Annotated in this window: 25 protein-coding genes and 1 other RNA gene; 18 read left to right on the top strand and 8 right to left on the bottom strand. The window is 65.7% G+C overall.

What is annotated here, in order from left to right; genetic code table 11:
* Positions 1 to 28 precede the first annotated feature (28 nt).
* Both SPH52_RS13125 and SPH52_RS13120 read left to right on the top strand, forming a co-directional pair.
* The gene (locus SPH52_RS13125) at positions 29 to 1,165 is read left to right on the top strand and encodes a glycosyltransferase family 4 protein (protein WP_411795481.1); all 1,137 of its coding nucleotides are present in this window, start codon (positions 29 to 31) and stop codon (positions 1,163 to 1,165) included.
* Complete coding sequence (locus SPH52_RS13120; RefSeq protein WP_411795480.1) at positions 1,162 to 2,199, top strand: glycosyltransferase family 9 protein; 1,038 nt, start codon at positions 1,162 to 1,164, stop codon at positions 2,197 to 2,199. The genes SPH52_RS13125 and SPH52_RS13120 overlap by 4 nt, the downstream gene beginning before the upstream one ends.
* On the opposite strand, the gene SPH52_RS13115 is transcribed toward SPH52_RS13120, so the two are convergent.
* Positions 2,181 to 2,885, bottom strand: coding sequence for a 3-deoxy-D-manno-octulosonic acid kinase (locus SPH52_RS13115; RefSeq protein WP_411795479.1), 705 nt, complete (start codon positions 2,883 to 2,885; stop codon positions 2,181 to 2,183). The genes SPH52_RS13120 and SPH52_RS13115 overlap by 19 nt on opposite strands.
* Here SPH52_RS13115 and SPH52_RS13110 point away from each other — a divergent pair.
* From SPH52_RS13110 to waaA, 3 genes are read left to right on the top strand one after another with little or no spacing between them, the layout of a single operon-like run.
* Positions 2,884 to 3,981 (top strand): glycosyltransferase family 9 protein, encoded by a 1,098-nt coding sequence (locus tag SPH52_RS13110; RefSeq protein ID WP_411795478.1) that lies wholly within the window; start codon positions 2,884 to 2,886, stop codon positions 3,979 to 3,981. The genes SPH52_RS13115 and SPH52_RS13110 overlap by 2 nt on opposite strands.
* Complete coding sequence (gene hldE / locus SPH52_RS13105) at positions 3,971 to 5,401, top strand: bifunctional D-glycero-beta-D-manno-heptose-7-phosphate kinase/D-glycero-beta-D-manno-heptose 1-phosphate adenylyltransferase HldE (RefSeq protein ID WP_411795477.1); 1,431 nt, start codon at positions 3,971 to 3,973, stop codon at positions 5,399 to 5,401. Before SPH52_RS13110 ends, hldE begins: the two co-directional genes overlap by 11 nt.
* On the top strand, positions 5,401 to 6,705 hold the full coding sequence (waaA, locus tag SPH52_RS13100; protein WP_411795476.1) for a lipid IV(A) 3-deoxy-D-manno-octulosonic acid transferase: 1,305 nt from the start codon (positions 5,401 to 5,403) through the stop codon (positions 6,703 to 6,705). Before hldE ends, waaA begins: the two co-directional genes overlap by 1 nt.
* A 3-nt stretch (positions 6,706 to 6,708) precedes the next feature.
* On the opposite strand, the gene rpiA is transcribed toward waaA, so the two are convergent.
* A complete protein-coding gene (gene rpiA, locus SPH52_RS13095) occupies positions 6,709 to 7,383 on the bottom strand; it encodes a ribose-5-phosphate isomerase RpiA (protein WP_411795475.1) in 675 nt (224 codons plus the stop codon).
* Between the two features lie 168 nt (positions 7,384 to 7,551).
* Here rpiA and ilvA point away from each other — a divergent pair, with 168 nt between their 5' ends.
* The gene (ilvA, locus tag SPH52_RS13090; protein WP_411795474.1) at positions 7,552 to 9,066 is read left to right on the top strand and encodes a threonine ammonia-lyase, biosynthetic; all 1,515 of its coding nucleotides are present in this window, start codon (positions 7,552 to 7,554) and stop codon (positions 9,064 to 9,066) included.
* 385 nt (positions 9,067 to 9,451) lie between these two features.
* On the opposite strand, the gene SPH52_RS13085 is transcribed toward ilvA, so the two are convergent.
* The 3 genes from SPH52_RS13085 to SPH52_RS13075 form a co-directional block, all read right to left on the bottom strand.
* Entirely contained in the window at positions 9,452 to 10,081 is a 630-nt protein-coding gene (locus SPH52_RS13085; RefSeq protein ID WP_411795473.1) for a 5-formyltetrahydrofolate cyclo-ligase, read from the bottom strand.
* Between the two features lie 8 nt (positions 10,082 to 10,089).
* Positions 10,090 to 10,274, bottom strand: a non-coding RNA gene (ssrS, locus tag SPH52_RS13080) — 6S RNA.
* 36 nt (positions 10,275 to 10,310) lie between these two features.
* Positions 10,311 to 10,631 carry a cell division protein ZapA gene (locus SPH52_RS13075; RefSeq protein ID WP_411795472.1) on the bottom strand — a complete coding sequence of 107 codons (321 nt, stop codon included), beginning with the start codon at positions 10,629 to 10,631 and terminating at the stop codon, positions 10,311 to 10,313.
* Positions 10,632 to 10,788: 157 nt separating this feature from the next.
* Here SPH52_RS13075 and SPH52_RS13070 point away from each other — a divergent pair, with 157 nt between their 5' ends.
* The 4 genes from SPH52_RS13070 (at position 10,789) to SPH52_RS13055 (ending at position 15,352) form a co-directional block, all read left to right on the top strand.
* The gene (locus SPH52_RS13070; protein WP_411795471.1) at positions 10,789 to 11,364 is read left to right on the top strand and encodes a UPF0149 family protein; all 576 of its coding nucleotides are present in this window, start codon (positions 10,789 to 10,791) and stop codon (positions 11,362 to 11,364) included.
* 43 nt (positions 11,365 to 11,407) lie between these two features.
* Positions 11,408 to 12,745, top strand: coding sequence for a Xaa-Pro aminopeptidase (pepP, locus tag SPH52_RS13065; protein ID WP_411795470.1), 1,338 nt, complete (start codon positions 11,408 to 11,410; stop codon positions 12,743 to 12,745).
* 77 nt (positions 12,746 to 12,822) lie between these two features.
* A complete protein-coding gene (ubiH, locus tag SPH52_RS13060) occupies positions 12,823 to 14,034 on the top strand; it encodes a 2-octaprenyl-6-methoxyphenyl hydroxylase (RefSeq protein WP_411795469.1) in 1,212 nt (403 codons plus the stop codon).
* A gap of 70 nt (positions 14,035 to 14,104) precedes the next feature.
* Positions 14,105 to 15,352, top strand: coding sequence for a UbiH/UbiF/VisC/COQ6 family ubiquinone biosynthesis hydroxylase (locus tag SPH52_RS13055; RefSeq protein ID WP_411795468.1), 1,248 nt, complete (start codon positions 14,105 to 14,107; stop codon positions 15,350 to 15,352).
* A gap of 47 nt (positions 15,353 to 15,399) precedes the next feature.
* On the opposite strand, the gene SPH52_RS13050 is transcribed toward SPH52_RS13055, so the two are convergent.
* From SPH52_RS13050 to gpmI, 3 genes are all read right to left on the bottom strand, one after another.
* Positions 15,400 to 16,695 (bottom strand): S41 family peptidase, encoded by a 1,296-nt coding sequence (locus tag SPH52_RS13050; protein WP_411795467.1) that lies wholly within the window; start codon positions 16,693 to 16,695, stop codon positions 15,400 to 15,402.
* 71 nt (positions 16,696 to 16,766) lie between these two features.
* A complete protein-coding gene (locus SPH52_RS13045) occupies positions 16,767 to 17,945 on the bottom strand; it encodes a murein hydrolase activator EnvC family protein (RefSeq protein WP_411795466.1) in 1,179 nt (392 codons plus the stop codon).
* A gap of 22 nt (positions 17,946 to 17,967) precedes the next feature.
* Positions 17,968 to 19,536 carry a 2,3-bisphosphoglycerate-independent phosphoglycerate mutase gene (gene gpmI, locus SPH52_RS13040; RefSeq protein ID WP_411795465.1) on the bottom strand — a complete coding sequence of 523 codons (1,569 nt, stop codon included), beginning with the start codon at positions 19,534 to 19,536 and terminating at the stop codon, positions 17,968 to 17,970.
* Between the two features lie 321 nt (positions 19,537 to 19,857).
* Between gpmI and SPH52_RS13035 the strand changes: the two genes are divergently transcribed.
* From SPH52_RS13035 to SPH52_RS13000, 8 genes are all read left to right on the top strand, one after another.
* Positions 19,858 to 20,280 carry a rhodanese-like domain-containing protein gene (locus SPH52_RS13035; protein WP_411795464.1) on the top strand — a complete coding sequence of 141 codons (423 nt, stop codon included), beginning with the start codon at positions 19,858 to 19,860 and terminating at the stop codon, positions 20,278 to 20,280.
* Positions 20,281 to 20,319: 39 nt separating this feature from the next.
* The gene (secB, locus tag SPH52_RS13030; RefSeq protein WP_411795463.1) at positions 20,320 to 20,847 is read left to right on the top strand and encodes a protein-export chaperone SecB; all 528 of its coding nucleotides are present in this window, start codon (positions 20,320 to 20,322) and stop codon (positions 20,845 to 20,847) included.
* A 13-nt stretch (positions 20,848 to 20,860) separates the two neighbouring features.
* Complete coding sequence (locus tag SPH52_RS13025; protein WP_411795462.1) at positions 20,861 to 21,592, top strand: 16S rRNA (uracil(1498)-N(3))-methyltransferase; 732 nt, start codon at positions 20,861 to 20,863, stop codon at positions 21,590 to 21,592.
* 204 nt (positions 21,593 to 21,796) lie between these two features.
* Positions 21,797 to 22,690 (top strand): 5-dehydro-4-deoxyglucarate dehydratase, encoded by an 894-nt coding sequence (gene kdgD / locus SPH52_RS13020; RefSeq protein WP_411795461.1) that lies wholly within the window; start codon positions 21,797 to 21,799, stop codon positions 22,688 to 22,690.
* A gap of 50 nt (positions 22,691 to 22,740) precedes the next feature.
* Positions 22,741 to 23,733, top strand: coding sequence for a TRAP transporter substrate-binding protein (locus tag SPH52_RS13015; protein ID WP_411795460.1), 993 nt, complete (start codon positions 22,741 to 22,743; stop codon positions 23,731 to 23,733).
* A 59-nt stretch (positions 23,734 to 23,792) separates the two neighbouring features.
* Positions 23,793 to 24,332, top strand: a complete 540-nt coding sequence (locus tag SPH52_RS13010; protein ID WP_411795459.1) for a TRAP transporter small permease — start codon at positions 23,793 to 23,795, stop codon at positions 24,330 to 24,332.
* Position 24,333: 1 nt separating this feature from the next.
* Positions 24,334 to 25,614 (top strand): TRAP transporter large permease, encoded by a 1,281-nt coding sequence (locus SPH52_RS13005; protein WP_411795458.1) that lies wholly within the window; start codon positions 24,334 to 24,336, stop codon positions 25,612 to 25,614.
* Positions 25,615 to 25,648: 34 nt separating this feature from the next.
* Entirely contained in the window at positions 25,649 to 26,785 is a 1,137-nt protein-coding gene (locus SPH52_RS13000) for a mandelate racemase/muconate lactonizing enzyme family protein (RefSeq protein WP_411795457.1), read from the top strand.

The following is a 26,785-nucleotide window of genomic DNA, read 5'->3' as shown; positions in this document are numbered from 1 at the left end:
CCCCGGTTGACCGACGAAGGAGACAGCCTTGTCACACAAGGTCATGCACATCTGCCTCTCGAATGGTTGGGGCGGACTCGAAATGTATCCTGCGCGGATTATACCCGAGCTGCAACGCCAGGGGTGGGAGCCTCATGGTCTGGCGCTGGCCGGCTCGCGGGTGGCCGACAGTATGGCAGCCGCTGGCATCGCACCGCTGACGGTAGCCTCGCAAGGGCGGGCGCTGCTGCAGGCGGGGCGGGTACTGGCTTACCTGAAGCGGCACGCGATCGACGTGCTGCACTGCCACAAGTCCAGCGACCTGCGCCTGGGAGCGCTGCTGGCCACCCTGCGGCCGGGGCTCAAGCTGTTCTTCACCGACCACATGGGCGTCACCCGGCCGAAGAAGGATCCTTACCATCGTTGGGCCTACGGTCGCGTCACACGGCTCTTCGCCATCAGCGAAGCCACCCGTCAGCGCAACCTGGCGGCCTTCCCGTTGCCACCCGAGCGCATCCGGCGCCTCTACCTGGGGATCGACCTGGCACTCTACGCCCCGCAACTGGACGCAGCGGCGCGTGAAGCGCTGCGCCGCGAGATGGGCATCGCCCCGGATCAGATAGCGATCGGCTTGCCGGGACGCCTGACCGACGGCAAGGGCCACGGAGTGTGGCTGGAAGGCCTGGCCCGACTGCATGAGCGCGCCCCCGGCCTGGCCTGGCATGGCGTGCTGATCGGCGGCATCACGGCCAGGGAGGGCAGCGACGAGAGTTACGTCTCGCACTTGCGCTCACGGGTATCGGAATTGAAGCTGGAAGAGCGCGTGACGTTCGCCGGGTTCCGCCCCGACCTGCCGCGCCTCTTCGAGGTGCTGGATATCGTCTGCGTGCCCTCGCGCAACGAGGCCTTCGGCCTTACCGTGGTCGAGGCCATGGCGGCCGGGAAGGCGATCGTTGGCGCCGACAGCGGAGCGATTCCCGAGCTGCTCGAGGCGGGCTGCGGTCGCCTTGCCGCACCGCAGGACCCGCTGGCCTGGGCTGCAGCCATGGCGGAGCTCGGCCAGGACGCGGCGCTACGAAGCCGGCTCGGCCTGGCCGCAAGGGCGCGGGCCGAGCGCCACTTCGATGTGACGGCACATGTACGTGCCTTGATCTGTGAGTATGCCGGGAAGGAGCCGAAGCCATGAAAGCCTGGATCGAAAAGGGCGGCTACCTCAATAACCGTGGCCGCAAGTGGTTGTCGCGGCTACACGTCGACCGGGTGCGCCGCATCCTGGTGATTCGCCAGTGCGCCTTCGGCGACATGATGGCGACCCGGCCGTTTCTGGTGGAACTCAGGCGCCTGTTTCCCAAGGCGCACATCACCTTGAGCACGGTCAGCAAGTACCAGTACGCGGTGCCCGATGACCTGGTCGATGAAGTCCATGTGCTGGACTCGCGAGGCTCGCTGCGCGAACAGTGGCACTCCTTGCGGCAGCATCGCGAGGTGGACGTGCTCTTCGATCTGGCCGACACCGCGCGTTCGCGTGTGCAGACCCTGTTGACCTCGGCGCGGGTCAAGCTCGGCTTCCCCTACAAGCGCCAGTTGAACCGGCTGCTGTTCGATGTCGGCATCCTGCGCTCCGATTTCCACTACGAGGCCGAGGTGCTGCTCGACTTCCTCAAGATCATGGGGCACAAGCCGCGGTATCCGCTGGAGTTCGCCATGCCCCGCCACCAGCGTGCCTTGGCGCAGCCCCGCATCGTCTATTTTCCCTATGCCGCGGTGGCGGAGAAATCCTTGTCGCAGGAGTCGTGGAGTCAGTTGATCGAGCAGGCGGCGTGTGAGTTCCCCGGCTATCGCCATGTCCTGCTCGAAGGGCACAAACCCGAAGAGTCGGGTGAGTTCCTCGCCGAGGTGGCGGCCCGGTACGACAATGTGAGCATCGAATCCCGCATGGACCTGGAGCAGCTGGCGCAATGGATGGCAGCCTCGAGCGTACTGATCTCGGGCGATACGGGAGTACGCAACCTGGCGCTGGCTACCCATACGCCGACACTGGGCATCTTCTTCATGACCGTGCCGTTTCGCTACTGGCCGCGCTACGAGGATTGTCACGAGGCGGTATTTCATCGCGATGGCCAGGTGCCGGGCAAGATGGATATCCTGCAGGGGCTGGAGGAATTGCTCGAGCGCCTTTATCCCGAACGTGGCAAGGCGCGTCAGGAAACCTTGACGTAGCCGCGCCGAATTGCCGCCATCGCCTCGGCTCTGTCGAACTTGGCCAGCGAACGGCCGAGGCGCTCGAGGTTGGCCTCGCGCCACGCTCCGGGAGGGCGCAACCGGCAGCGGTCGAGATCGATCAGCCACACCTTGTCGTCGTCGTCGACCAGCAGGTTGCGGGCATTGAGGTCGACATGATCGAGACCGGCCTCGTGGAAGCGGCGCACGGTCGTGCCGACCTCTTCGAGCAGTGCCGGCGCGGCGGCATTCAAACGTTCGACCAGCGCATGTGCGGTGGGAATGCGTACGGTGATCAGGGCCGCCGAGTAGGTTGGGCCGTGGCGTGTGACACAGGCGGCCACCGGCCGGGGCACCGGCAGGCCTTGTTCGTGGAGGTGGGCGGTCAGGCGCAGTTCACGGAATGCACGGGTGCGCTCGAGCCCCGTCCACAGGTAGCGTGTCGTACTGACCCGCGCGGCCAGACCGCCGCGGCGATAGGCGCGCAGCACCCACTGTTCGCCCCCAGCGTCGAGAAACAGGCTGCTGCCGCGCCCGGGGGCCTGGCCCACCACACGATCGGTGTGGTGCCATTTGTGAGGGTCGAACAGCGACGGGCCGATTTGTGGCACCGACTCGGCGTCACATACACTGTCCGCATCATATAGAATGAAAACCTTTCCCGTCCGACATGTTGCCAAGTGCATGAAGCATCCTCTGCCTGCCCAACCTCGCCATATCGCCGTGCTGCGACTCTCCGCCCTCGGCGACGTGTGCAATCTGGTGCCCACCGTGCGTGCTCTGCAGCGCCAGTGGCCCGATGTGCGCATCACCTGGATCATCGGCAAGGCGGAACACAGTCTACTGGCTGGTCTGTCGGGGGTCGAATTCGTCGTCTACGACAAGGCCACGGGTTTGGCCGGCATGCGCCGGCTGTGGCGCGAGCTCTCCGACACCCGCTTCGACGTGCTGCTGCATATGCAGCAGGCCCTGCGTGCCAGCGTGCTCTCGCTGGGGCTCAAGGCCAAGGTGCGGGTGGGCTACGACAAGGCGCGGTCCAAGGATGCCCAGCACTGGTTCACCCACCGCCAGCTGGCGCCGCATCCTCGCGCCCACGTGCTGGAGTCGTTCCTCGATTTCGCCCGCCTGTTGGGTGTCGAGGATCTGTCGCTGGAGTGGGACCTGCCGGTGCCGGCCGGGGCCTTCGAGGAAGCTGCCAGCGTGACCGGAGGCGTTCCCTATCTGCTGATGAGCCCCTGCGCAAACCCGAGGCTGCGTAATTTCCGCAACTGGTCGGCGGAGGGCTATGCCGCCGTCATCGAGCACGCCCGAGCCCAGTATGGGTTGAAGACGGTACTCACCGGCGGCGGCAGCACCCAGGAGCGGGAGATGGGCGAGCGCATCGTTGCGCTCAGCCGCCCCGAAGCGGTGATCGACGCCATCGGCGGCACCTCGCTCAAGGGCTTGCTGGCGCTGATCGCCGGTGCTCGCGCGGTGATCGCCCCGGACTCCGGGCCGGTGCACATGGGCAATGCCATGGGCACGCCGGTGGTGGGGCTGTTCGCCACCACCAATCCCGATCGCGCGTCGCCCTACCGCTGGCGTGACTACGTGGTCAACCGCTACCCGGATGCGGTGCGTACCTACCTGCACCGCGAGCCCGACGAGATCAACTGGGGCCAGCGCGTCCGTCATGCCGATGCCATGACGCTGATCCGCATCGAGGATGTGATCGGCAAGCTCGATGCGTTGCTGGCGCGCCCGAACGAACGCAAGGAAGAGGAACGACCCGATGAAGCTTGACCTGACCGCACTGGAGCAGGCGCATGTGCTGGTGGTGGGCGACGTGATGCTCGACCGCTATTGGCATGGCGCTACCTCGCGCATCTCGCCGGAGGCCCCGGTGCCGGTGGTCCGTGTGGAGGAGTGCGAGGACCGTCCCGGCGGGGCGGCCAACGTGGCGCTCAACATCGCCTCGCTGGGTGCTTATGCCGCGCTCAGCGGCATGGTCGGTGACGACGACAATGCCCGCCGGCTGGTCGAGCGCATGGACGCTGCCGGCATCGACACCTATTTCCAGAGCAGTCCGGGGATACCCACCATCACCAAGCTGCGGGTGATGAGCCGCAACCAGCAGCTGATCCGGCTCGATTTCGAGGACGGCCTGGGTGAGCTCGACACCCGCGGGCTCCTGGCGCGAGTCGAGCAGGGTCTTCCCGACTGCGACCTGGTGATTCTTTCCGATTACGGCAAGGGCACCCTCAATCGGGTGGAGGAACTGATAGCGTTGGTGCGCAGTGCCGGCAAGCGGGTGCTGGTCGACCCCAAGGGCAGCGACTTCAGCAAGTACCGCGGTGCCAGCGTCATCACCCCCAACCTGACCGAGTTCGAGGCGGTGGTTGGCCACTGTCGCGACGACGAGGAACTGGCCGCCAAGGGGGCGGCACTGTGCTCCGAACTCGAGCTGGAAGCGCTGCTGATCACCCGCAGCGAGAAAGGCATGACCTTGATCCGTGGCGACCATGAGCCGCTGCACTTGCCGACCCGGGCGCGCGAGGTCTTCGATGTCACCGGTGCCGGCGACACCGTGATCGGCGTGCTGGGGCTGGCGCTGGCGGCCGGCCATGGCTTCCCCGAGGCGATGACCCTGGCCAACCTGGCGGCTGGCCTGGTGGTGGCCAAGCCCGGTACCGCCACGCTCTCGATCGCCGAACTCTACACCGCCGTGCACGGCGACAAGTTGGCCGAATTCGGCGTCATCGAGGAGGCGCCGCTGATCGAAGCGGTGCGCGCCGCGCAACTGCGCGGTGAGCGCGTGGTAATGACCAATGGCTGCTTCGACATCCTCCACGCCGGTCACGTGGCCTACCTGGAACACGCCCGCCAACTCGGCGATCGGCTGGTGGTGGCGGTCAACGACGACGCCTCCATTGTCCGGCTCAAGGGCCCCAGGCGTCCTATCAACCCCCTGGTCCGACGCATGCAGGTGCTGGCGGGGCTGGGAGCGGTGGATTGGGTGGTACCCTTCGGCGAGGACACCCCGCAGCGCCTGATCGAGGCGGTGCTGCCCGACGTACTGGTCAAGGGCGGCGACTACCGCGTGGAAGAAATCGCTGGCGGCGATGCGGTTCGGGCCGCCGGTGGTGAGGTCAAGGTGCTGGGCTTCGAGGATGGGGTGTCCACCACGGCCATGATCGCTACCATTCTCGATCGCGAGGGCTGATGGCGACACCGTCTCCACGCTGGCCTCGCTGGCTCTATTCAGCGGCGCTCTATCTGCTTGCGCCTCTTGTCTGGCGGCGGGTGTGGCGTGAGCATGCGCTCACTAACCTGCGGTGGGAGCGGCTCGGGCTGCTGCCGCGCTCCCCCCTTGGCGTGCCTCGGCTGTGGTTGCACTGTGCCTCGGTGGGTGAGGTGCAGGCCGCTCGCCCGCTGATCGAGGCGTTGCTGGAGCGCTACCCGGAGCATCGCTTGGTGGTGACCACCATGACCGCCACCGGCGCCGAGCGGGTGCACGCCTTGATCGAGGCGAGACGGCAGGCCGGCGAGCCTGAGCGTCTGCAGCACTACTTCGTGCCGCTCGACTATCCCGGCGCCGCGCGTCGTTTCGTCGCTCGGCTCTCGCCCTCGCTTGCCCTCTTCTTCGAAACCGAGATCTGGCCCAATCTGCTGACGGCGTGTCGCCGCCACGGGGTGCCCACGGCGGTGGTCAACGGGAGGCTCTCGCCGCGCGCCTTCCGCGGCTATCGTCGCCTGCGTCCGCTGATGGCGGCGGCGCTGGCCCAGCTCGACTGGCTGGCCGCGAAGTCGCGCGGCGACGCCGAGCGCTTCCGCGAACTGGGCATGCCGGCCACTCGCATCGACGTGGTGGGATCGCTCAAGTACGACCTGTCTCCAGACGATGCCTCATGGGAGGCGAGCAAGCGGCTGTGCACGCGCCTCGGCTCGCGCCCCATATGGGTGGCCGGTTCCACTCATCCCGGTGAGGATCAGCAACTGCTGGAGGCCCATGCCCGGCTGCGCCAGCACTATGCCAACGCCCTGCTTATCCTGGTGCCGCGTCATCCGCAGCGTTTCGATGCAGTGGCCGAGCTCTGCTGCGAGCGCGGCATGTCACTGGCGCGTCGCTCGCTCGGCGAATGGCCTGACGCACGCACCGCGGTCTACCTGGGCGACACCATGGGCGAGCTGCTGATGTTGTACGGTGCCGCCGACCTCGCCTTCGTCGGCGGCAGCCTGGTGCCGGTGGGGGGGCACAACCTGCTCGAACCGGCCGCCATGGGCGTGCCGGTGCTGACCGGGCCCGAGCTGGCCAACTTCGCCGATGTCGCCGAGACGTTACGCCAGGGCGGTGCGCTGGTCGAAGTGACCAGCAGCGTGGCGCTGGCCGACACCTTGGTCACCCTGTTCCTCGACGAAGCCGAGCGGCATCGCCTGGCCGAGGCCGGTCTGGCGGTAGTCGCGGCCAACCGCGGCGCCCTGGCTCGCACCCTGGCCGGGCTGGAACGCCTGCTTCCTCGTAAGTGAGTGTCAGGCTGGCGTCAGGCGTTCTACACCCTGCTCGGTACCCAGCAGCAGCACATCGGCACCACGCGCGGCGAACAGGCCATTGGTGACCACGCCGACGATGGCGTTGAGACGGGCCTCCATGGCGACCGGGTCGTCGATCATGAACTCGAAGCAGTCGATGATCTGGTTGCCGTTGTCGGTGACGACCCCTTCGCGATAGACCGGGTCGGCGCCCAGCTTGACCAGTTCCCGCGCCACGTAGGAGCGCGCCATGGGAATGACCTCCACCGGTAGCGGGAAGGCGCCGAGACGTTCGACCCGCTTCGAACCATCGGCGATGCAGATGAAGCGTTCGGCACAGGCTGCCACGATCTTCTCGCGGGTGAGCGCAGCACCGCCGCCCTTGATCATGTGCAAGTGAGCGTTCACTTCGTCTGCACCATCGATATAGTAAGGCACCGTGCCGACGTGGTTGAGCTCGAATACCTCGATGCCGTGGCTACGCAGGCGCTCGGCGCTGGCCTCGGAGCTGGCCACGGCGCCCTTGAAGTCGTCGCGTAGCCGTGCCAGGCGGTCGATGAACAGGTTGGCGGTGGAGCCGGTGCCGATACCGAGGATGGTATCGCGCTCGAGCCACGGTTCGATCTCGGCGATGGCGGCGGCGGCCACGGCGTCCTTCAGTTCGTCCTGGGTCATGTCTTGCTCGCATCTATGGTGGCGGGTGCCGCGCCATTATAGGCCAGACGAGGCCTCGTGCCGACGCGTTCGCTGGACGACGAGGTTACGGAAATGCTACCTATAGGGGTTCTCTGCAGTGCAGCACAGCTGCCGCCCCTCTGCGCCACTTTCCTCCGGGACATCAGGATGCTCGAAGCTACCGTCAAGAAGATCCTCCAGGCTCATGTCTACGAAGCCGCTCGCGAAACGCCCATCTCGCCTGCCCCCTTCCTGTCACGGCGCTTCAACAACCATATTCTGATCAAGCGCGAGGATCTGCAGCCCGTTTACTCGTTCAAGATTCGCGGCGCCTACAACAAGATGGCGCAGCTCTCCGAGGAACAGAAAGCCAAGGGGGTCATCGCCGCCTCGGCCGGCAACCATGCACAGGGGTTGGCCATGGCGGCCAAGTTGATGGGCGTCAAGGCGGTGATCGTGATGCCGCGCATCACCCCGGAGATCAAGGTCCAGGCGGTACGCGCCCGCGGTGCCAAGGTCGTGCTCAAGGGCGATGCCTTTGCCGCCGCTGCCGAGCATGCCCAGGAATTGATCGCTGAGTACGGCTATACCTATATCCCTCCTTTCGACGACATCGACGTCATCGCCGGCCAGGGTACCGTGGCCATGGAGATCCTGCGCCAGCACAGCGGGCCGCTGGATGCCATCTTCGTGCCGGTAGGCGGCGGTGGTCTGATTGCCGGCGTGGCGGCCTACGTCAAGTATCTGCGGCCCGACATCAAGGTGATCGGCGTCGAGGCCGAGGACAGTGCCTGCCTCAAGGCGGCGCTGGACGCCGGCAGACGCGTGACGCTCGACCAGGTCGGTGTATTTGCCGAAGGGGTCGCGGTGGCGCAGATCGGCAAGGTGCCGTTCAAGATCGTGCGTGACCTGATCGACGGTGTCATCACCGTCAACGCCGACGAGATGTGTGCCGCGGTCAAGGACATCTTCGACGACACCCGGGCGGTATCGGAAACCTCGGGCGCGCTGTCGCTGGCCGGGCTCAAGAAATACATCCAGCAGACCGGTGTCGAGGGCCAGACCCTGATGTGCATCAACTCCGGGGCCAACACCAACTTCGACCGCCTGCAGCACATTGCCGAGCGTACCGAGCTCGGCGAGCAGCGCGAGGCGATCCTGGCCGTCACCATTCCCGAGCGACCCGGCAGCTTCAAGAAGTTCTGCCGTACCGTTGGCAAGCGCATGGTGACCGAGTTCAACTACCGCTACGCCGACCCCGAGGAGGCGCATATCTTCGTTGGTGTGCAGGTCAAGCCGGGCGGGGAGGATCGCCAATCGGTAATCGACAAGCTGCGCGAAGCTGGCTATCCAGTAGTCGATCTCACCGACAACGAGCTGGCCAAGCTGCACATCCGCCATCTCGGCGGTGGCCGACCCAAGGAGCACTTCGACGAGGAAGTCTATCGCTTCGAGTTCCCCGAGCGCCCCGGGGCCTTGATGAATTTCCTCACCCACCTGCCCCAGGACTGGAATATCTCGCTGTTCCACTATCGCAACCATGGCGCGGCCTTCGGTCGCGTACTGGTCGGCATGCAGATACCCAACGGCAATCGCTCTCACGTCGAGGAGTACTTCGACGAGATCGGCTATCGCTACTGGAAGGAGACGGACAACGACGCCTACCGCCTGTTCATGGCCTAAGATAAAAGAATGACAAGGTTGGTAAGCGGTGACTTACGCCAATGGCGGGAACTGGCTTGGGTTTCTTTATGTAATCGTCGCTTTAACCAGTTGTCATCAACGCGTCACAGGCCCTATGATCGGCGCATTCGCGAGCCCTCGCGACACGCAATCACGGGAACGTCAGGAGCAGGTAACAATGAAGCGTAAGCCCGATCTGATCATGGCACTGGTGCTGGCCTTTGGCATTGGTGTGGTGGTCACTGGCTATGCCCAGGCGCTGGCAGGCGGCTGAGTCGGCAGACAGTGCCATGAACAGATAGCATTCCAGACCGGTCGAAGCCTGGCTTCGGTCGGTTTTTTTTCGCTCCGATTTTTTGCAGTGCTGGCCTGGGCGGCGGTGACGTCAAGGGCGTACCACCCGCGCATCACTGACGATGGCATCCAGCGGCACATCCCAGGGTTCCGTCGGCAGGCGGTCCACCCGCTGGCAGTCGTGGGCCAGGCCGATCAAGGTGGGCCGTGGGCCTGGGCGTTGGGTGAAGGCCAGGCTGCGATCGTAGAAACCGCCCCCCATCCCCATGCGTTGGCCGCGTTCGTCGAAACCCACCAGAGGCAGCAGAATCAGGTCGAGTGCCCAGGTTGCCAGGCGTCGGGCGCGATGGGCGCCATGGCGCGTTTGTGGTTCCGGTATGCCGAAGCGGTTACGCCGCATGGGTGTGCCAGGATGATAGTGCACGAACCACAGGCTGTTTTCCGACAGCGGCTTCAGCACGGGTAGGTAGACGCGCACCCCTCGGTGGGTCAGCCAGGGAATCAGCGGACGGGGGTCGATCTCGCCATCGTTGGGCAGGTAGAGCGCCACGCGCCGGGCTCGTTTCACCTCGGGCAGCTGACGCAGGCGTTGGCACAGGGTCGCATCGGCCTGGCGCCGCTGCTGCGGGCTGAGCGCTCGCCGTCGACGACGCAGTTCCTGGCGCAGCTGGCGCCTGGAAGCGAAGGTTGCGGAAGAGATCGGGTCGTGCAGGAGGTGCATGATACGCAGAGTTCCCCAGAGTGCCGCTGTCGTTCTGGCCCTTGAACCCTTGGTTCAAGGTGGGTGGCCGCAGCCGAACCGTCAGGCTTTCCGACGCACGGACATGCACACGGGTCCGGCTAGCAAATGGCCGCCCTGGGTATTGCTCATAGGCTCGAGGGACTTCAACGACTGGCCAACACCCCAGGGAACACCTTCATCCTAACAGAGCTCACGGGCGGGTCCAATGTCATTCGGCGGGAGTTCTGTTACCCAGTGCAGCGCCTGCCATGGCCTGCTCCAGTCGAGCGCTGAGCTGGTCCAACTGCTGCTCTTCGGCGCGCCGGGCATCCATCACCTCGAGCAGCTCATGGGCAATGTTCAATGCCGCCATGAGTGCCACGCGCTCGCCGCCGAGCAGATTGTTCTGGGAATGGATGCCTTGCATGGCGCGATCGAGATAGCGCGCGGCCCGCTCCAGCTTGCGCTCTTCACCAGGTTTGCAAGCGAACACATACTGCGCACCCAGCAGGGTAACCTGGGCGGTAGTGCGATTGGCGTCATCGCTCATGGCGGGCTCCGGTGTCGGCTTGTCGGCCCGATGCGTTAACATCCGGTGGAACAAGACACATCAATTCGATCAGCCACTATAAGAGAGCCCTTCGCAGGCGGTCAACGCAGCGCCGTCGACAGGAGGCAACTCTCCGCCATTCGACAAGGGATTTTGCATGTCACCGAACGACGAACGCCCGGATTTTTCCACCCTGGCCGACCTTTTCCTCTCGCATGGCAGCATGCAGTCGCCCGCCTTTCTCGACGGACGCCTGTGTGCCGAGCTGGCGCTCCATGACCTCACCTCCGAAGCCTGGCTGGAAGAGGTTTGCCTGGGGCTTGGCGTCGAGCAGCCCCGCGACCGGGAGAGTGCCGAGGCGCTGCTGGCCTGGCGGCGCCAGACCCTGGAAGCCCTTGCCGATAGCGCCCTCAACTACGAGCCGCTACTGCCCGACGATCTCTTCTCCCTGGCCGAGCGTGCCCGGGGCCTGCAGGAATGGACCCTCGGCTTCCTCGAGGTCATTGCCGATGCCGGCGACACCCCGCGCGAAAACTGGTCCGCGGCGCTGCGCGAGGCCGTGGACGACCTTGCCGGCATCGCCGACATCGAGACCGATATCGAAGATGGCGCCGAGAACGAGAACGACCTCTTCGCGCTGACCGAGCACGCCCGTATGGCGGCGATGCTGCTATATACCGAACAGCGGCCGGGGCAGCCACAGGTAGAAGCAGGTGAACCGACCCAGCACTGACTACCCGAGCCCCAGGAACCTCCTACCGATGCCAGGAGCCGACATGCTGCCAGATCCCCTGCCCCGCCCCGAGTCGATCGGCAACGATGAATACCGTGCCCGCCGCGCCGCGCTGATGGAGCGCCTGCCGGCAGATGGTGCCGTGCTGCTGCTCGGAGCCATGCTGGTCACCCGCTCGCGTGACAGCGACTACCCCTTCCGCCAGGACAGCGACTTTCACTACCTTACCGGCTTCGCCGAACCCGATGCCCTGCTGCTGCTGCTGCCGGGGCGCAGTGAAGGCGAAAGCGTGCTGTTCTGCCAGGATCGCGACCCCAGCCTGGAGGCCTGGAACGGTATCCGGCTGGGGGCCGAGGGTGCCGTGCGTGAGCACGGCGTCGACCAGGCTTTCGAGAACGCCGAGCGCGATGAGCAGCTGGAAGCCTTGCTCGATGGGCGCACTAGCCTCTATCTGCTGCTTGGCGATGCCGATGTCTTGGCGCTGGCCGATGACGTGCGGGGGCGCCTCACCGCCCGCGCTCGACGCGGTGCCCAGCCTCCACGAAGCTATTCCGACCTGGCGCCGCTACTGCATGAGATGCGCCTGATCAAGAGCGAGCGTGAACTCGCGCTGCTGCGCCATGCCGCCAGGATTTCGGCCCAGGCGCACGTGCGCGCCATGCGTGCCGCCCGCCCCGGCCTTGCCGAATACCATCTCCAGGCTGAACTGGAGCACGAGTTCCGTTGGCACGGCGGCAGCGGACCGGCCTACGCCACTATCGTAGGTGGCGGTAGCAACGCCTGTGTGCTGCACTACATCGAGAATAACGCGCCGTTACGTGACGGCGAGCTGGTGCTGATCGACGCTGGCGTGGAATTCGACCTCTATGCCGGCGATATCACCCGCACCTTCCCGGTCGGCGGCCGCTTCGACGATGCCCAGCGCGAACTGTACGAGCTGGTGCTGGCGGCCCAGGAGCGCGCCGTGGCTGCGGTGCGCCCAGGCGCCACCCTGACCGAGCTGCACGAAGGCGTGGTGCGCGACCTCACCGCCGGGTTGATCCAGCTAGGTCTGCTCGACGGCGACGTTGAGGCGCGTATCGAGGACGAGAGCTACAAGCGCTTCTATCTGCACTCGACCTCGCATTGGCTGGGGCTCGACGTCCACGACGTGGGCGACTATCGCCTCGATGGCAAGCCGCGGCCGCTGGAGCCCGGCATGGTGCTGACAGTGGAGCCGGGGCTGTACATCCCCGCCGAGGAGGATATTCCACAGCGCTTTCGCGGTATCGGTATTCGCATCGAGGACGATGTCGCCGTGACGGCCGACGGGCATGAGGTGCTGACCGTCGAGGTGCCCAAGCAAGTGGCTGAAATCGAGGCCTTGATGGCTAAAGAGTAACCAGAGAGGAAAGCACTTTTCATGAAATTACGTAATTTACGTTACGCTATGCAGGTCCGTAGCAACGGCTTTACAACATGAGCGTGGAGGCCGACCGGGAGGTCGACATCGCCATCGTCGGCGGCGGCTTGGTGGGCGCCAGCCTGGCCAGTGCCCTGGCACCGCTTATCGAGCGCCATGGGCTTACGGTTGCGGTGATCGAGGCCGCACCCATCCTCGATAGAACCACAGCTCCCTGGCAGCCCAGCTTCGATGCCCGCTCCAGCGCCATCGCCCAGGGCTCTGCAGAACGATTTCGCACCATGGGACTATGGTCGGCGATGGCCGAACAGGCCGCGGCCATCCTGCGCATCCATGTCAGCGAAAGGGGGCGCCTGGGCGTGACCCGGCTCACCGCTGCCGAACTCGACCAGCCGGCGCTGGGCTATGTCATTCCCAACGCCTGGATGGGGCGTGTGTTGCATCGGCGCCTGGCCGAGCTGCCCATCGATTGGCACTGTCCGTCCCACGTCGAAACGATCGTCCCGGCGGCGGAAGGCTATCGACTCGCCCTTTCCAATGGCGGTACGCTGCGAGCCGGCCTGACGGTATTGGCCGACGGCGGCCGCTCGGGGCTCAAGGAGCAGTTGGGTATCGGCAGCGACTCGGTGCCCTATGACCAGGTGGCGCTGATCGCCAATGTCGAGATGAGCCAGCCTCACGAAGGCGTAGCCTACGAGCGCTTCACCCGGGAGGGGCCCATTGCCCTGCTGCCGCTGCGCGGACAGCAGATGGCGCTGATCTGGACCCATGCGCTGGGGCGCGAGCAAGCCCGCATGGCGCTGGGTGATGGCGATTTTCTTGCCGAACTGCAGCGCGCCTTCGGCGACCGGGCCGGGCGCTTCCGGCGCGTCGGCAGCCGCCATGCCTATCCGTTGACGCTGGTCACCGCTCGGGAAACCATCCGCCCCGGACTGGCGGTACTGGGCAACGCAGCTCATTCGCTGCACCCGGTGGCCGGCCAGGGCTTCAACCTGGCGCTGCGTGGCGTGACGGACCTGGTGGCTGCGCTGGAGCAGGCGCTGGTGGGGGGCGAGCCGCTGGGCGGCATGCTGACTCTGCGCGACTTCGAGGCCCGGCGTATCGTCGACCGCCATCAGGTGATCCGTTTCAGCGATGGTCTGGTGCGTCTGTTCGGCGTCGATAGCGGCCTGTTGGCGCATGCCCGTGCGGCGGGGCTGGTGGGGCTCAACCTGCTCGGTCCGCTGCGCCGCGGGCTGGCTCGCCGAGCCATGGGCCTGGAGCGTTGAGCGATATCGAAATGACAGGCTGCGCGCCGCCGATATCGGCCGTGGGTAGCCATGAACGTGAGAGTGAACAATGACGCAAGCGGCGGAGCAGCCGGCGACGCATTTCGAGGTCGTCGTGGTGGGTGGCGGCATGGTCGGGGCTGCGCTGGCGGCGCTGCTGGGCCAGGCGGGTGTCGCCGTGGCTCTGCTCGACGCTCGCCCCGAGCCGCTGGCAGCCGACGAAGTTGGCAAAGGCCTGCCGGCAATGCGCGTCAGCGCCCTGACGCCGGTATCCCAGCGATTGCTCGAAGGCCTCGGGGCCTGGCCCTGGATGGCGGCACGCCGGGTGACGCCCTACCGCTTCATGCAGGTATGGGACAGCGAAGGCAGCGGCGAGGTGAACTTCTCTGCGGAGCAGGCCGGCGTGCCGCGGCTCGGGCATATCGTCGAGAACGACGTGATCCTGGCGGCTCTCGAGAGGCGCCTGGCCGAACTTCCCACGGTCAGTATGCAACTCGGCATGCGGGTGACCGGGCTGCACGAGAGCCCTGTGGGACGCGAGGTGGTGCTCGAGGATGGCCGTCGCCTTTCGGCGCCGCTGGTGGTGGCGTGCGATGGCGCACATTCGCCGCTGCGCGAGATGGCAGAAATTGCGGTCAAGGCTCACGATACCGGTCATGTCGCGGTGGTGACCACGGTGCGCACCGAGCGTGGGCATGGCGACGTGGCTCGCCAGGTCTTCCTCGAGACTGGCCCGCTGGCGTTCCTGCCGCTGACGGTGGGTGGCGACGAGCGTTACTGTTCGATCGTCTGGTCGACCTCGCCCGAGGAGGCCGAGCGACTGACGACGCTTTCCCGCGAGGCGCTGGGTCACGAGCTGCAGGCAGCTTTCGAGGCGCGCCTGGGTGCGGTGGAGGTCGTCGACAGGGCGCTGGCGGTGCCGCTGTCCCAGCGCCATGCCGAGCACTACGTGCAGTCAGGCTTCGCCCTGGTGGGAGATGCGGCCCACAGCATCCACCCGCTTGCGGGACAGGGCGTCAACCTCGGGTTGATGGATGCCGCGGTGCTGGCCGAGGAACTGCTCGCCGCGCGGCGACGCGGCATCGCACTGGGCGCGCCACGAATGCTGGAGCGCTATTCGCGTTGTCGCCGCGGCGACAACGCCGCCATGCTGGCGCTGATGGACGGTTTTCGCTTGCTGTTCGGTACCCGTCACCCGCTGGTCACGCTGACGCGCAACCTGGGGCTCTCCGGCGTCGACCGGCTCACACCGATCAAGCGGCTGCTGATGCGTCAGGCGATCGGTGAGCGCGGCCGACTGCCGGCTTCCTGCCGTTGAGGCTTAGCCCTGGCACCAGCCAGGGCGTAAACATGGGCAGACCGAAGCTATCGCCGCTCCAGCACGTTAAGTGCCTTCAGCAGGTTCAGCGCCTCACCGAGCTGGTAATCCTCGCGCAGCCGTTCGGCCATTTCGGCGGAGGCTGCCCGCGGCTCGCTGCGTGAACGCAGGTGACCTTCCAGGTCGGCCTCGCGCAGCTGGCGGCTGCTCTCGGTCACCTCGACCCTGCCGCCTACCACGGTAACGTCGGGCTCGATGCCCAGCGCCTGGATCGAGCGTCCGTTGGGCGTGTAGTAGAGCGCCGTGGTCAGCTTCAGCCCTTCGCCGTTGCCCAGCGGCATGACCTGCTGTACCGAGCCCTTGCCGAAGCTCTCGGTGCCCATGATCACGCCGCGACGCTGGTCCTGCAGCGCACCGGCGACGATTTCTGCCGCGGAGGCGCTGCCGCCGTTGATCAAGACCACCAGCGGCACGTCGGGGGCTGCCGTCTCTCGGCTGGCGGAGAAGCGCATCTGGGTGTCCGGCAGGCGCCCCTCGGTATAGACCACCAGGCCGCTTTCGAGGAAGGCATCGGCCACGGCGACGGCAGCTTGCAGCACGCCCCCGGGGTTGTTGCGCAGGTCGAGCACCAGCCCCTGCAGCGCGCCGTCGCGCTCCATGCGGCGAATGGCATTGGCGACCTGTTCGCCGGTGCGGCTCTGGAACTGGCTGACCCGCAGATAGCCGTAGCCAGCTTCCAGCATCTCGCTGCGCACGCTCTCGGTACGAATGACCTCGCGGGTCAAGGTCACGTCGAGGGGAGCCTCCTCGCCGCTGCGCAGTATGCTCAGGCGGATCTGGCTGCCGGGCTCGCCGCGCATCAGGGTCACCGATTCCTGCAGCGAAAGTCGTTCGGTGGAGTTGCCGTCGATGCTGATGATGACGTCGCGTGCGCGCAGGCCGGCCCGGGAGGCAGGAGTGTCATCGATCGGTGTAATGACGGTCAGGCGACCCTCCTCGAGCCCCACCTCGATACCGATGCCGCCGAACTCGCCTTCGGTGGACTCCCGCAGGCTCTGAAACTCGTTGCGGTCGAGGTAGGCGGAGTGGGGGTCGAGCTCGCTGAGCATGCCGCGCATGGCGTTGCGCAGCAGTGTGCTGTCATCGACCTCCTCGACATAGGCCCGCTTGATGCGCTCGAAGACTTCGGCAAAGGTCTGGATATCCTCCAGCGGCAGCTCGTCGGCGGCCGGCGTCGCCTGAGCGACGGCTGGCGGTGCGAGGAGGAGCGCCAGCAATGCCGCCAGCAGAACGTTCATCAGTCGTCGGTGAGCGGAAAGTAGGCGGGCGGGACGTGAAGGCATGCGAACTCCGCTGTTGCGAGGCGAGGCTGTCCAGCATAGCCCGAGGGCCGGGGCTTGTGAAATCTCTCTCATCATCTTCGTGCGATCCATGCCTGGGGGTCGATGGGGTCGCCGTTGCGGCGCACCTCGAAGTAGAGGGCCGGCGTGGAGTGGCCGCCGCTCGTGCCCACCGTGCCGAGTACGTCGCCGCGCGAGATGGCCTGGCCGGCCTCGGCGCTGAACCGCTGCAGGTGAGCGTAAAGGGTCATGACGTTGTCGCCGTGGTCGATGATCAGCAGGTTGCCGAAGCCGCGCATCCAGTCGGCGAAGACCACCCGCCCGGCGTGCACCGCGGCAACCGGAGTGCCTTCCCGGGCCTCGATCAGTATGCCGTTGTAGTGCACGCCATCGCCACGCCGATAGTTCGAGCTGACGTTGCCTTGCACCGGCCAGGGCAGGTCACCACGGGTACGCTCGATCGCGGTGGAAGGCGGTGGCTGCTGCAGCCGAGCAAGCTCCTCGCGTACCCGCTCGAGCATCTGCTCAGCCTCGCTGCGGTCGCGGTCGAGACGTGCCAAGCGCGATTGCTCGTCGCTGTAGCGGGTGTCCAGCTCCGCCACCAGGCGTTCGCGTTCGGCCATGCGTGCGGCCAGCTCGCTGCTGCGTTCGCCCAGTTCCTCGGCCAGGCCGTCCAGCCGCTCGCCGCGGGTCTGCTGCTCGCGGCGGTTCTCGGCCAGTTCGGCATCAAGCCGGGCGATCTCGTCGAGCCGCTCGTTGCGCGCCCGGGCCAGATGGTTGAGATAGGTCTGCAGCCGGTCGAGCCGGGCCGGGTCGTCCTGATTGAGCAGCAGCTTGAGCTGTGGGGTCAGTCCCAGGCGGTAGAGAGCATCCAGCTGTACGTTGAGCATCTCGACCTGCTCGGCCCGTTCGGCTTGCAACTCGTCGCGGGCCGACTCGAGCGCGGCAATCTCGTCGCCAAGACGACGGCGATCGGCCTGGATCGTATCCAGCCGTTGGTGGGTCTCGCCCAGGGCAGTTTCCACCTGGCGCAGCTCGCGGGTGGCCTCGTCCTGGGCTTGGCGGGTCTGGCCGAGACGGCGGTTGACCGCCTGGATCTCGCTGCCGATGGCGTCGAGGCGCTCGCGGGCTTCCCGTTCGCTGGGCTGGGCTTGCGCGCTGGGCGGGCCCAGTCCGGCCACAGGCAGGCCCGACAACAGGAGCAGGGCCACCAACACGGCGCCCAGGGCGTGACGCTGTCGGGCTCGGTTCATGGCAGGTTGGGCTCGCGGTCCGTCATGCCGGCTCGATCAGCACCCGGCCGGTCATCTCCTCGGGAATCGGTTGGTCCATCATGGTCAGCAGCGTAGGCGCGATGTCGCACAGGCGACCATCCTCGAGCAGCTTGACCGACCGCGGCCCCACGTAGATCAACGGCACCTCGAAGGTGGTGTGGGCGGTCTGGGCCACGCCGGTAGTGGGGTTGACCATCTGCTCGGCGTTGCCATGGTCGGCGGTGACCAGGCAGGCGCCACCGGCACGCTCGATCGCCTCCACCACGCGGCCTACGCAGGTATCGACCGCCTCGATGGCCTTGACCGCGGCATCGAAGTCGCCGGTGTGGCCGACCATGTCGCCGTTGGCGTAGTTGCACACGATCAGGTCGTAATGGCCCGAGTCGATCGCCTCCACCAGGCGGTCGGTCACCTCCTCGGCGCTCATCTCTGGCTTCTCGTCGTAGGTCTTGACGTCCTGCGGCGACGGCACCAGCACGCGGGTCTCGCCGTCGAACTCGGCCTCGCGACCGCCTGAGAAGAAAAAGGTGACGTGGGCGTACTTCTCGGTCTCGGCGATGCGCAGCTGGGTCAGGCCGCGCTTTTCCATCACCTCGCCCAGGGTGTTGTGCAGGTCCGACGGCGGGAAGGCGGCCGGGGCGGGAATGTCGGCGGCGTACTGGGTCAGGGTGACCAGGCTCTCGCCGGCAAGCACCGGACGGACGCGGCGCGAGAAACCGCTGAAGCCGTCCTCGACGAAGGCGCGGGTGAGTTCGCGGGCACGGTCGGCGCGGAAGTTCATGAAGATGGCGGCATCGCCGTCGGCGATGCTTGCGGGGCCTTCGCCGTCGCGGATGACGGTGGCGGAGACGAATTCGTCGTTCTCGCCGCGGTCGTAGGCGGCGCGCAGGCCCTCTTCGGCGCTTGAGGCCTCGTATTCGCCGACCCCCTCGGTGAGCAGCCGGTAGGCCTTCTCGACGCGGTCCCAGCGGTTGTCGCGATCCATGGCGAAGTAGCGGCCAATGATCGAGGCGACGAAGCCGTTGTCGGCGCCGACCAGCTCGGAGAGCCGGGCATTGGTGCGCTCGATGGAGGCCAGGGCGCTACGCGGCGCGGTGTCGCGGCCATCGAGGAAGCCGTGCACGTAGATGCGCTGGGCACCGCGGCGGGCGGCCAGTTCGGCCATGGCCAGGATATGGTCCTCGTGGCTGTGCACGCCACCGGGCGAGAGCAGGCCCAGCAGGTGCACGGCGCGGCCTGCGCTCACCGCAGCGTCGATGGCATCGGTTAGCGCGGCGATGACATCGAGATCGCCGTCCTCGATCGCCTTGGAGATGCGAGTAAGTTCCTGGTACACGACTCGACCGGCGCCCAGGTTCATGTGGCCGACCTCGGAGTTGCCCATCTGCCCCTCGGGCAGGCCCACGTACTTGCCGTCGGTATGCAGCAGGGCATGGGGTCGCTCCTGCCACAGCCGATCCATGTTCGGCGTATGCGCCGCCGCTACCGCATTGTCGGTGGGGTCGGGATTGTGGCCGTAGCCGTCGAGAATGATCAGGGCAACGGGGCGCTGGGCGGTCGGGGTCGTCATGGGGATCGTGGGCCTCTTGAGCGTGGTGGGCGCGACGTAGGGCCGTCCGGGAGGCTGTCCGCGCCTGCTTGGCTTCCTGGCGATGGCGCGGCGGCGGGCTCCTGCGTCGATTTCAGGCCGTTCGAGACAGGCTCCTGGACGACGGGGGTCGCGACTTGATTCGGCTTGCGGCATCATAACGCACGGCCAGGCAAGCGTCATGGTCCCGGCTCATCGCCTGCGGGGCATGCCGCGGGAGGTCCTGCTTGGTGTATACTCACGCCCCCGGGTACCCTACCCTACCGAAGATTTCGATATTCCCGAGAAGAGTGTGCCGGACCCATGATCGATCAGCTGTTCGAATTCGTGCAGAATCACCCGCTTCTGGTAGGCGCCTTCCTCATGGTGCTGACTGCCTGGATCATCTATGAGGTCCGCAACAGCGCCTCCAGCGGTGTCACGTCCAGCCAGGCGACCCAGCTGGTCAATCGCGAGGATGCCGTGGTCGTGGACACCCGCGAGGCGGGCGACTTCAAGGCCGGCCACATCGCCGGCGCACGCAATATCCCCCAGAGTCGCGTCGAGGAACGCATCAGCGAACTCGAGAAGGTCAAGGACAAACCGATCGTCGTGGTCTGCAAGAGCGGCCAGGCGTCCGGCATCACCGTGGCCAAGCTGACCAAGGCCGGCTTCACCCGGGTCTACAAGCTCAGGGGCGGCATGATGCAGTGGCAGGCCGACGGCCTGCCGGTAGTCAAGAAATAGCCAATACACAAGACGCACGACGCAAAAGGAATCTTTCCCATGGCCGAAGAGAACAGCCAGAACGCCGCCGGCGGCAACCAGGCCGCGGCGGACCAGCAGAACAGGCAGCAGCTCCAGTTCGCCGTTCAGCGCATCTACGTCAAGGACATCTCCTTCGAGGCGCCGAACTCGCCGGCAGTGTTCCAGCAGCCGTTCAAGCCCAAGGTCAGCCTGGACCTGAATACCAGCAGCAGCCAGGTCGGCGAAGACCTCTTTGAGGTGACGATCAAGGTGACCGCCCAGGTTCGTCACAGCGAGGAGGGCACCACTTCCTTCCTGGCCGAAATCGAGCAGGCCGGCCTGTTCCGCATCAGTGGCATCGAGGGCGCGCAGCTCGAGCACACCCTGGGAGCCTTTTGCCCCAACGTGCTGTTCCCCTACGCCCGTGAGTGCGTCGACAATCTGGTCAACCGCGGTGGCTTCCCGCCCCTGATGCTGGCGCCGGTCAACTTCGAGGCGATCTTCGCTCAGAAGAAGAAGCGCGAGGCCGAGCAGGCCCAGCAGCAGGGCGAGCAGACCACCCAGTAAGGGCTGCTGCGCCGTGTCATCGGGCCCGCGTATCCACGTCGCCGCCGACTTCATCTTCGGCGGCGACGTCGTTCTGCCCGAAGGGCCGGCGCGCCACGTGGCGCGAGTGCTACGCCTGGGCGAAGGCGCATCGCTGAGGCTCTTCGACGGTGCCGGCCTCGAGGCCCGGGCGGTGCTCGTCGAGGCGAGCCGCAAGCGGGTGGCGGCCCGCATCGAGGCCGTCGAGGCGGGCCGCGGCGAATCGCCGCTGGTGGTGCACCTGGGCCAGGCGATCTCCAAGGGCGACCGTATGGACTACGCCATCCAGAAGGCCGTCGAGCTCGGCGTCGCCGCCATCACACCGCTCTACACCGAGCACGGTGACGTACGTCTCAAGGGCGAGCGCGAAGCGAAGAAGCTCGCTCACTGGCAGGCGGTGGCCGCCAGCGCCTGCGAGCAGTGTGGGCGCGCCGTGGTACCTGTCGTTCATCCACCCAGCGCATTGCACGAGTGGTTGGGCGAGCGCGGCGAGACGCTGCGCCTGGTGCTGCATCCTGGTACTGCGGGAGCTCTCGAGCGTAGCGATGCACCTGCCTCCGTGGCCCTGCTGATCGGCCCCGAAGGGGGCCTTTCCGCCAGCGAAGTCGAGGCCGCCATGGCCGCAAGTTTCTCCCCCCTTTCTCTTGGCCCGCGCATCCTGCGCACCGAGACGGCCCCCGTGGTGGCGCTGTCGCTGCTGCAGTACCGTTTCGGGGATCTGGGTTGATTCCAGTGCATTCGAAACAAAACACTACACTTTAGTCGCTATGACCAATGGCTGGCTTGCACGGGCTCACTTCCCTGCTTAGTTTGTATGATGTATTACAGCCAAGTGGGTATTTGTCTTCCTTGGGCCAGCGGTGGATTGCCCACCGACAGGCCGGCGCTTGAACAAGAGGATGTCTCCGTGAAGTTTTCCAGAGCAGCCGTGATGGAAGCCTTGGGCGATGGATTGCTGTCTTTCCCCATTACCGATTTCGATAAAGAGGGGCGGTTCGATGCGGACAGTTACCGTCGTCGTCTGGAGTGGTTCATCAGCCATGAAATCTCGGCCGTTTTCGTTGCCGGCGGCACGGGCGAGTTCTTCAACCTCTCGCTCGACGAGTACCGCGATGTGGTTCGTGTGGCCGTGGAAACCGTCGCCGGCAGGCTCCCGGTCATCGCCAGCTCGGGCATGAGCGTTGTCAGCGGCAAGGCCTTTGCCAAGGCGGCCGAAGAGGCGGGCGCCGACGGCATCCTGCTGATGCCGCCCTACCTGACCGAATGCCCGCAGGATGGCCTGGTGGAATACGCCCGGGAGATCTGCGACTGGACCGCGCTCAACGTCATCTACTACAACCGCGGCAACGGCGTGCTTGACGTCGACGCGGTCCGCCAGCTTGCCGACGCTTGCCCCAACCTGATCGGCCTCAAGGATGGCAAGGGCGACATCCAGGCGCTTAACAAGATCATCAAGACCATCGGCGACCGCCTGGTCTACGTGGGCGGCGTGCCCACCGCCGAGATCTTCGCCGAAGCCTACCTCGCCATTGGCGTGAACACCTATTCCTCAGCCGTGTTCAACTTCGTGCCGGACATGGCGGTGAAGTTCTATCAGGAACTCCGTGCGGGCAATGCCGAGGTCGTGAAGCGGATCACCAACGACTTCTTCATTCCCTTCGTGGATCTCAGGGATCGAAAAGCAGGCTATGCCGTCAGCCTTATCAAGGCGGGCGCAGAGATCATCGGCCGGCCGGCCGGGAATGTCCGGGCTCCCCTGGTCATGCCCACCCTGGAGGAGCGAAACCAACTGGAACGACTGGTAGGTATCGCCCGGCAGTTGTAACGCAACTCACCCAAGCTCGCTCAACAGAAAAAACAAACCAGGAGCACGTCATGAAAACAATCTCAACAAACAAGACGTTCTGTGCCATTGCCGTTTCCGCCGGCATGCTGGCCATGTCGCTGCCGGTGCAGGCCGATACCTGGCGCGGCTGGAACATTCATCCGCCGGGCTACCCCAATACCGTAGCGCTGGAAACCTTCGCCAAGAACGTGACCGAGCGCACCGAAGGGCGCATTACGGCGCAGGTCTACAACAACGGGGTACTCGGCGATCAGCCCGATGCCATCGAGCAGACCCGCAACGGGGTGTTGAACTTCGCCAACTTCAACATGGGGCCGATGGGGCCCATCGTGCCGGAGACCAACGTACTCTCGCTGCCCTTCATCTTCAGCAGCGTCGAGCACATGCACGAGGTGATGGACGGCGAGATCGGCCAGCAGTTTGCCGACGCCCTGGCCGAGAAGAACCTGGTGGCCCTCTCCTGGTTCGACTCCGGTGAGCGTAGCCTCTACAACACCAAGCGTCCCATCCGCACGCCCGAGGACGTGCAGGGACTGAAGATCCGGGTCATGAACAACGACCTCTACGTCGACATGATCGAGGCGCTGGGCGGTAACGCGACGCCGATGGCCTATGGTGAAGTGTATCAGTCGCTGACGACGGGCGTGCTCGACGGCGCGGAGAACAACTATCCCTCCTTCCAGTCAAGCAACCACTACGAGGCCGCCGAGTTCTACTCCCTCACGGAGCACCTGATCATTCCCGAGTGCCTGTGCATCGCCAGGGCGAGTTGGGAGGCGCTCTCTGCCGACGACCAGGAAATCGTGCGTGAGGAGGCGATCAAGGCCTCCGAAATGCAGCGCCAGCTGTGGGTGGAAGGCTCCGAGGAGAGCCGCCAGGTCGTGCTCGATGCCGGCATCCAGATCAATGAAGTGGAAGACAAGGCGGCCTTCCAGCAGCGGATGGAGCCTGTCTATGCGAGCTTCATCGAAAAGAACCCCGACCTCGAGAGCCTGATCGACGCCATCCGGAACTCGAACTGAGCTCCGCTGCAATGCCCCCTTGGCGCCAGGTGCGTCAAGGGGGAAGGAGAACATGTTCCATGAGAACTCTTGTCGATTCAGAGGCCGCCGTGACGTTTCCCCGCTTGAAGAAAACTGTCGGCAGAGCGCTGGATGGCATTGCCAATCTCTGCCTGGCGGCAGCGGGCATCATGCTTGTATTCCTGATCGCCATCTTTGGCTGGCTGGTCTTCGGTCGCTACGTGTTGAACAACACGCCGACATGGGTGGAGCAGGCGTCGCTACTGCTGGTGGTCTACATCACCTGCCTGGGCGCGGCGGCCGGCGTCCGGGGCAATACCCACTTGAGCATCGACTTCGTGCGCGAAGGCATGCCCGAGCCCCTCAGAACGATCTTCCGCTATGTCGCCGATCTGTTCGTCATCGCCTTCGGCGCCTTCATGGCGTACCAGGGCTGGGGCCTGGTCATGACCAACCTCGAGCGGGCAATACCCATGATTCGACTCTCAGAGAGCTGGCGGGCCGCGCCCCTGGTGATCTGCGGCGGGCTGATCGTACTGTTTTCCGCGGCCAATATCGTGTCGCGAATCCTTGGCAACGACTCTGACGAGGGCAACTGACATGGGCCTTGCCATTCTGTTCGGAATCTTCTTCCTCGGCCTGGTGGCTGGGGCGCCCGTCGCCTTCGCCGTGGGGCTGGCCGCCGTGGCGACCTTCCTCTACGAGGGCTTGCCGCTGTTCGTGGCGTTCCAGCGCATCCTGTCAGGCATTTCGGTCTTCTCGCTGCTGGCCATTCCGTTCTTCATCTTCGCCGGCGAGCTGATGCTGCACGGGGGCATTTCCACACGCCTGGTGCGCCTGGCATCGGCCGCCGTGGGCAGGATGCGCGGCGGCCTGGGGATCGTCAACGTCAGCTCCTCGATGCTGTTCGGCGGTATCTCGGGTTCCGCCGTGGCCGATACCTCGGCGCTTGGCTCGATCCTGGTACCGGTAATGAAGGAGAAGGGCTATGACGCCGACTACGCCGTCAACGTCACGGTCACCTCTTCGGTCGCCGGCGTGGTGATCCCGCCGAGCCACAACATGATTCTCTACGCCGTGGCGGCCGGCGGCGGCATTTCCGTTACCCAGCTGTTCATCGCCGGCATCGTGCCGGGCATCCTCATGTGCCTGGCGCTGGCCGTGGCAGCCTACCTGGTGGCGGTGAAGCGCGGCTACAAGGGCGAGACCTTCCCCGGGTGGGACGTGCTGATTCTCAGCCTGGCCGCGGCCCTGCCGGGTCTGATGACGGCGGTGATCATCGTCGGCGGGGTACTGTCGGGCATTCTCACGGTGACGGAGTCCGGGGCCTTCGGCGCCATCTACGCCATCGTCGTCACGGCGTTGGTCTATCGTGAGCTGCGCTGGGCGTCCTTCAAGGCAGCGGTGCTGCAGTCGGTGAAGACCACCTCGCTGGTGATGATCCTAGTCGGCTGTGCCTCGGCGTTCTCCTATCTGCTGGCGCTCTACAACGTGCCGCTGCTGCTGACCGACATGCTGATGGCACTCTCCGACAAGCCCATCGTCATCTTCCTGCTGCTCAACCTGCTGCTGCTGGTGCTGGGCATGATCATGGACATGGCGGCCCTGATCCTGATCTGTACGCCGATCTTCCTGCCGGTGGCGATGCAGTTCGGCATGGATCCGATCCAGTTCGGCATCATCATGATGATGAACCTGGGGTTGGGGCTGTGTACGCCTCCCGTGGGGGCCTGTCTGTTCGTCGGCTGCGTGATCGGCAAGATCAAGATCGAAGAGGCCGTGCGTACCATCTGGCCCTTCTACCTGGCGCTGTTCGTTGCCCTGATGCTGGTGACCTATGTGCCGGCGGTGTCGCTGACGCTTCCCGTACTCTTCCGCTGAGTACCCATTGGACCGAACCGCAACGGACTCGATGATGAAGATAGAAGCCGTACATACCCATATTCTCGACCATGTGCTGGATACGACCTTCGAGAGCGCCTCGATGCACTTCGCCCGGCGCCAGCACTGCCTGGTCGAGGTCGTCTGCGACGACGGCACCATCGGCTGGGGCGAGTGCCTGGGGCCGGCCCAGCCCAACGCGGCCGTGGTCAAGGCCTACGCCGCCGCCCTGGTCGGCCAGAACCCGCTGCAGACCGAGAAGCTCTGGCTCGAGCTCTACAATCGCTTGCGCGACCAGGGCCAGCGTGGCCTGACCGTGACCGCCCTGAGCGGCATCGACATCGCCCTGTGGGACATCAAGGGCAAGCACTTCGGCGTACCGATCTCGACCCTGCTGGGCGGCCGTTTCCGCGACAGCGTGCGGGCCTATGCCACCGGCTCGTTCCGCCGCGAGGGCGTGGATCGCGTCGAGGACATCGCCCATGAGGTCGCGGGGTATCGCCGCGAGGGTTTCCATGCGGTGAAGATCAAGATCGGCTTCGACGTGGAGGAGGATTTGCGCGTCATCGAGGCGGTACGCGAGGCGATCGGTCCTGACATGCGCCTGATGATCGACGCCAATCACGGCTACGACTACCTGGAAGCCGTCGAAGTGGGCCGCCGGGCAGCGAAGTTCGGCATCGACTGGTTCGAGGAACCTGTGCTGCCCGAGCATGTTTCCGCCTACCGGGCGGTGCGCGCCGACCAGCCGATCCCGGTGGCTGGCGGAGAGACCTGGCATGGCCGCTACGCCATGCACGAGCCGCTGGCGACCCGAGCCGTGGATATCATCCAGCCCGACATCTGCGGCGTGGGCGGCTTCACCGAAATTCGTCGGGTAGCCGACATGGCAGCGCTGCATGGCGTACGCCTGGTGCCGCACGTGTGGGGCACGGCAGTGTGCCTGGCCGCCAGCCTGCAGTTCATGGCCGCACTGCTGCCCAATCCGCCGCGGCGTGACCCGATCGAACCGATCCTCGAGTTCGACCGCACCGAGAATCCCTTCCGCCAGGCGGTGGTGACCACACCCATCGAACACAACCGGGGCGTGGTGGCGATACCGGACGGGCCCGGGCTCGGTATCGAGATCGACCGCGAGGCGCTCGCCCGCTTCGCCCTCGAGGAGGCATGA

The sequence above is a fragment of the Halomonas sp. A29 genome, assembly GCF_046723295.1.
Lineage (GTDB): Bacteria > Pseudomonadota > Gammaproteobacteria > Pseudomonadales > Halomonadaceae > Halomonas.
The sequence above is the reverse complement of the archived record's forward strand: the minus strand, read 5'-3'. Positions and strand labels throughout refer to the sequence as shown.

Excerpts from the sequence above, each read along its gene's own strand:
- SPH52_RS13010 (WP_411795459.1), top strand. The coding sequence starts at position 23,793 with ATGAGAACTCTTGTCGATTCAGAGGCCGCCGTGACGTTTCCCCGCTTG.
- hldE (WP_411795477.1), top strand. The coding sequence starts at position 3,971 with ATGAAGCTTGACCTGACCGCACTGGAGCAGGCGCATGTGCTGGTGGTG.
- pepP (WP_411795470.1), top strand. The coding sequence starts at position 11,408 with ATGCTGCCAGATCCCCTGCCCCGCCCCGAGTCGATCGGCAACGATGAA.
- SPH52_RS13035 (WP_411795464.1), top strand. The coding sequence starts at position 19,858 with ATGATCGATCAGCTGTTCGAATTCGTGCAGAATCACCCGCTTCTGGTA.
- rpiA (WP_411795475.1), bottom strand. The coding sequence starts at position 7,383 with ATGACCCAGGACGAACTGAAGGACGCCGTGGCCGCCGCCGCCATCGCC.
- SPH52_RS13005 (WP_411795458.1), top strand. The coding sequence starts at position 24,334 with ATGGGCCTTGCCATTCTGTTCGGAATCTTCTTCCTCGGCCTGGTGGCT.
- SPH52_RS13075 (WP_411795472.1), bottom strand. The coding sequence starts at position 10,631 with ATGAGCGATGACGCCAATCGCACTACCGCCCAGGTTACCCTGCTGGGT.
- SPH52_RS13115 (WP_411795479.1), bottom strand. The coding sequence starts at position 2,885 with ATGCACTTGGCAACATGTCGGACGGGAAAGGTTTTCATTCTATATGAT.
- kdgD (WP_411795461.1), top strand. The coding sequence starts at position 21,797 with ATGGAAGCCTTGGGCGATGGATTGCTGTCTTTCCCCATTACCGATTTC.
- SPH52_RS13045 (WP_411795466.1), bottom strand. The coding sequence starts at position 17,945 with ATGAACCGAGCCCGACAGCGTCACGCCCTGGGCGCCGTGTTGGTGGCC.
- SPH52_RS13055 (WP_411795468.1), top strand. The coding sequence starts at position 14,105 with ATGACGCAAGCGGCGGAGCAGCCGGCGACGCATTTCGAGGTCGTCGTG.
- ubiH (WP_411795469.1), top strand. The coding sequence starts at position 12,823 with ATGAGCGTGGAGGCCGACCGGGAGGTCGACATCGCCATCGTCGGCGGC.
- SPH52_RS13085 (WP_411795473.1), bottom strand. The coding sequence starts at position 10,081 with ATGCACCTCCTGCACGACCCGATCTCTTCCGCAACCTTCGCTTCCAGG.
- SPH52_RS13070 (WP_411795471.1), top strand. The coding sequence starts at position 10,789 with ATGTCACCGAACGACGAACGCCCGGATTTTTCCACCCTGGCCGACCTT.
- ilvA (WP_411795474.1), top strand. The coding sequence starts at position 7,552 with ATGCTCGAAGCTACCGTCAAGAAGATCCTCCAGGCTCATGTCTACGAA.
- SPH52_RS13015 (WP_411795460.1), top strand. The coding sequence starts at position 22,741 with ATGAAAACAATCTCAACAAACAAGACGTTCTGTGCCATTGCCGTTTCC.
- SPH52_RS13000 (WP_411795457.1), top strand. The coding sequence starts at position 25,649 with ATGAAGATAGAAGCCGTACATACCCATATTCTCGACCATGTGCTGGAT.
- waaA (WP_411795476.1), top strand. The coding sequence starts at position 5,401 with ATGGCGACACCGTCTCCACGCTGGCCTCGCTGGCTCTATTCAGCGGCG.
- gpmI (WP_411795465.1), bottom strand. The coding sequence starts at position 19,536 with ATGACGACCCCGACCGCCCAGCGCCCCGTTGCCCTGATCATTCTCGAC.
- secB (WP_411795463.1), top strand. The coding sequence starts at position 20,320 with ATGGCCGAAGAGAACAGCCAGAACGCCGCCGGCGGCAACCAGGCCGCG.
- SPH52_RS13120 (WP_411795480.1), top strand. The coding sequence starts at position 1,162 with ATGAAAGCCTGGATCGAAAAGGGCGGCTACCTCAATAACCGTGGCCGC.
- SPH52_RS13050 (WP_411795467.1), bottom strand. The coding sequence starts at position 16,695 with ATGCCTTCACGTCCCGCCCGCCTACTTTCCGCTCACCGACGACTGATG.
- SPH52_RS13110 (WP_411795478.1), top strand. The coding sequence starts at position 2,884 with ATGAAGCATCCTCTGCCTGCCCAACCTCGCCATATCGCCGTGCTGCGA.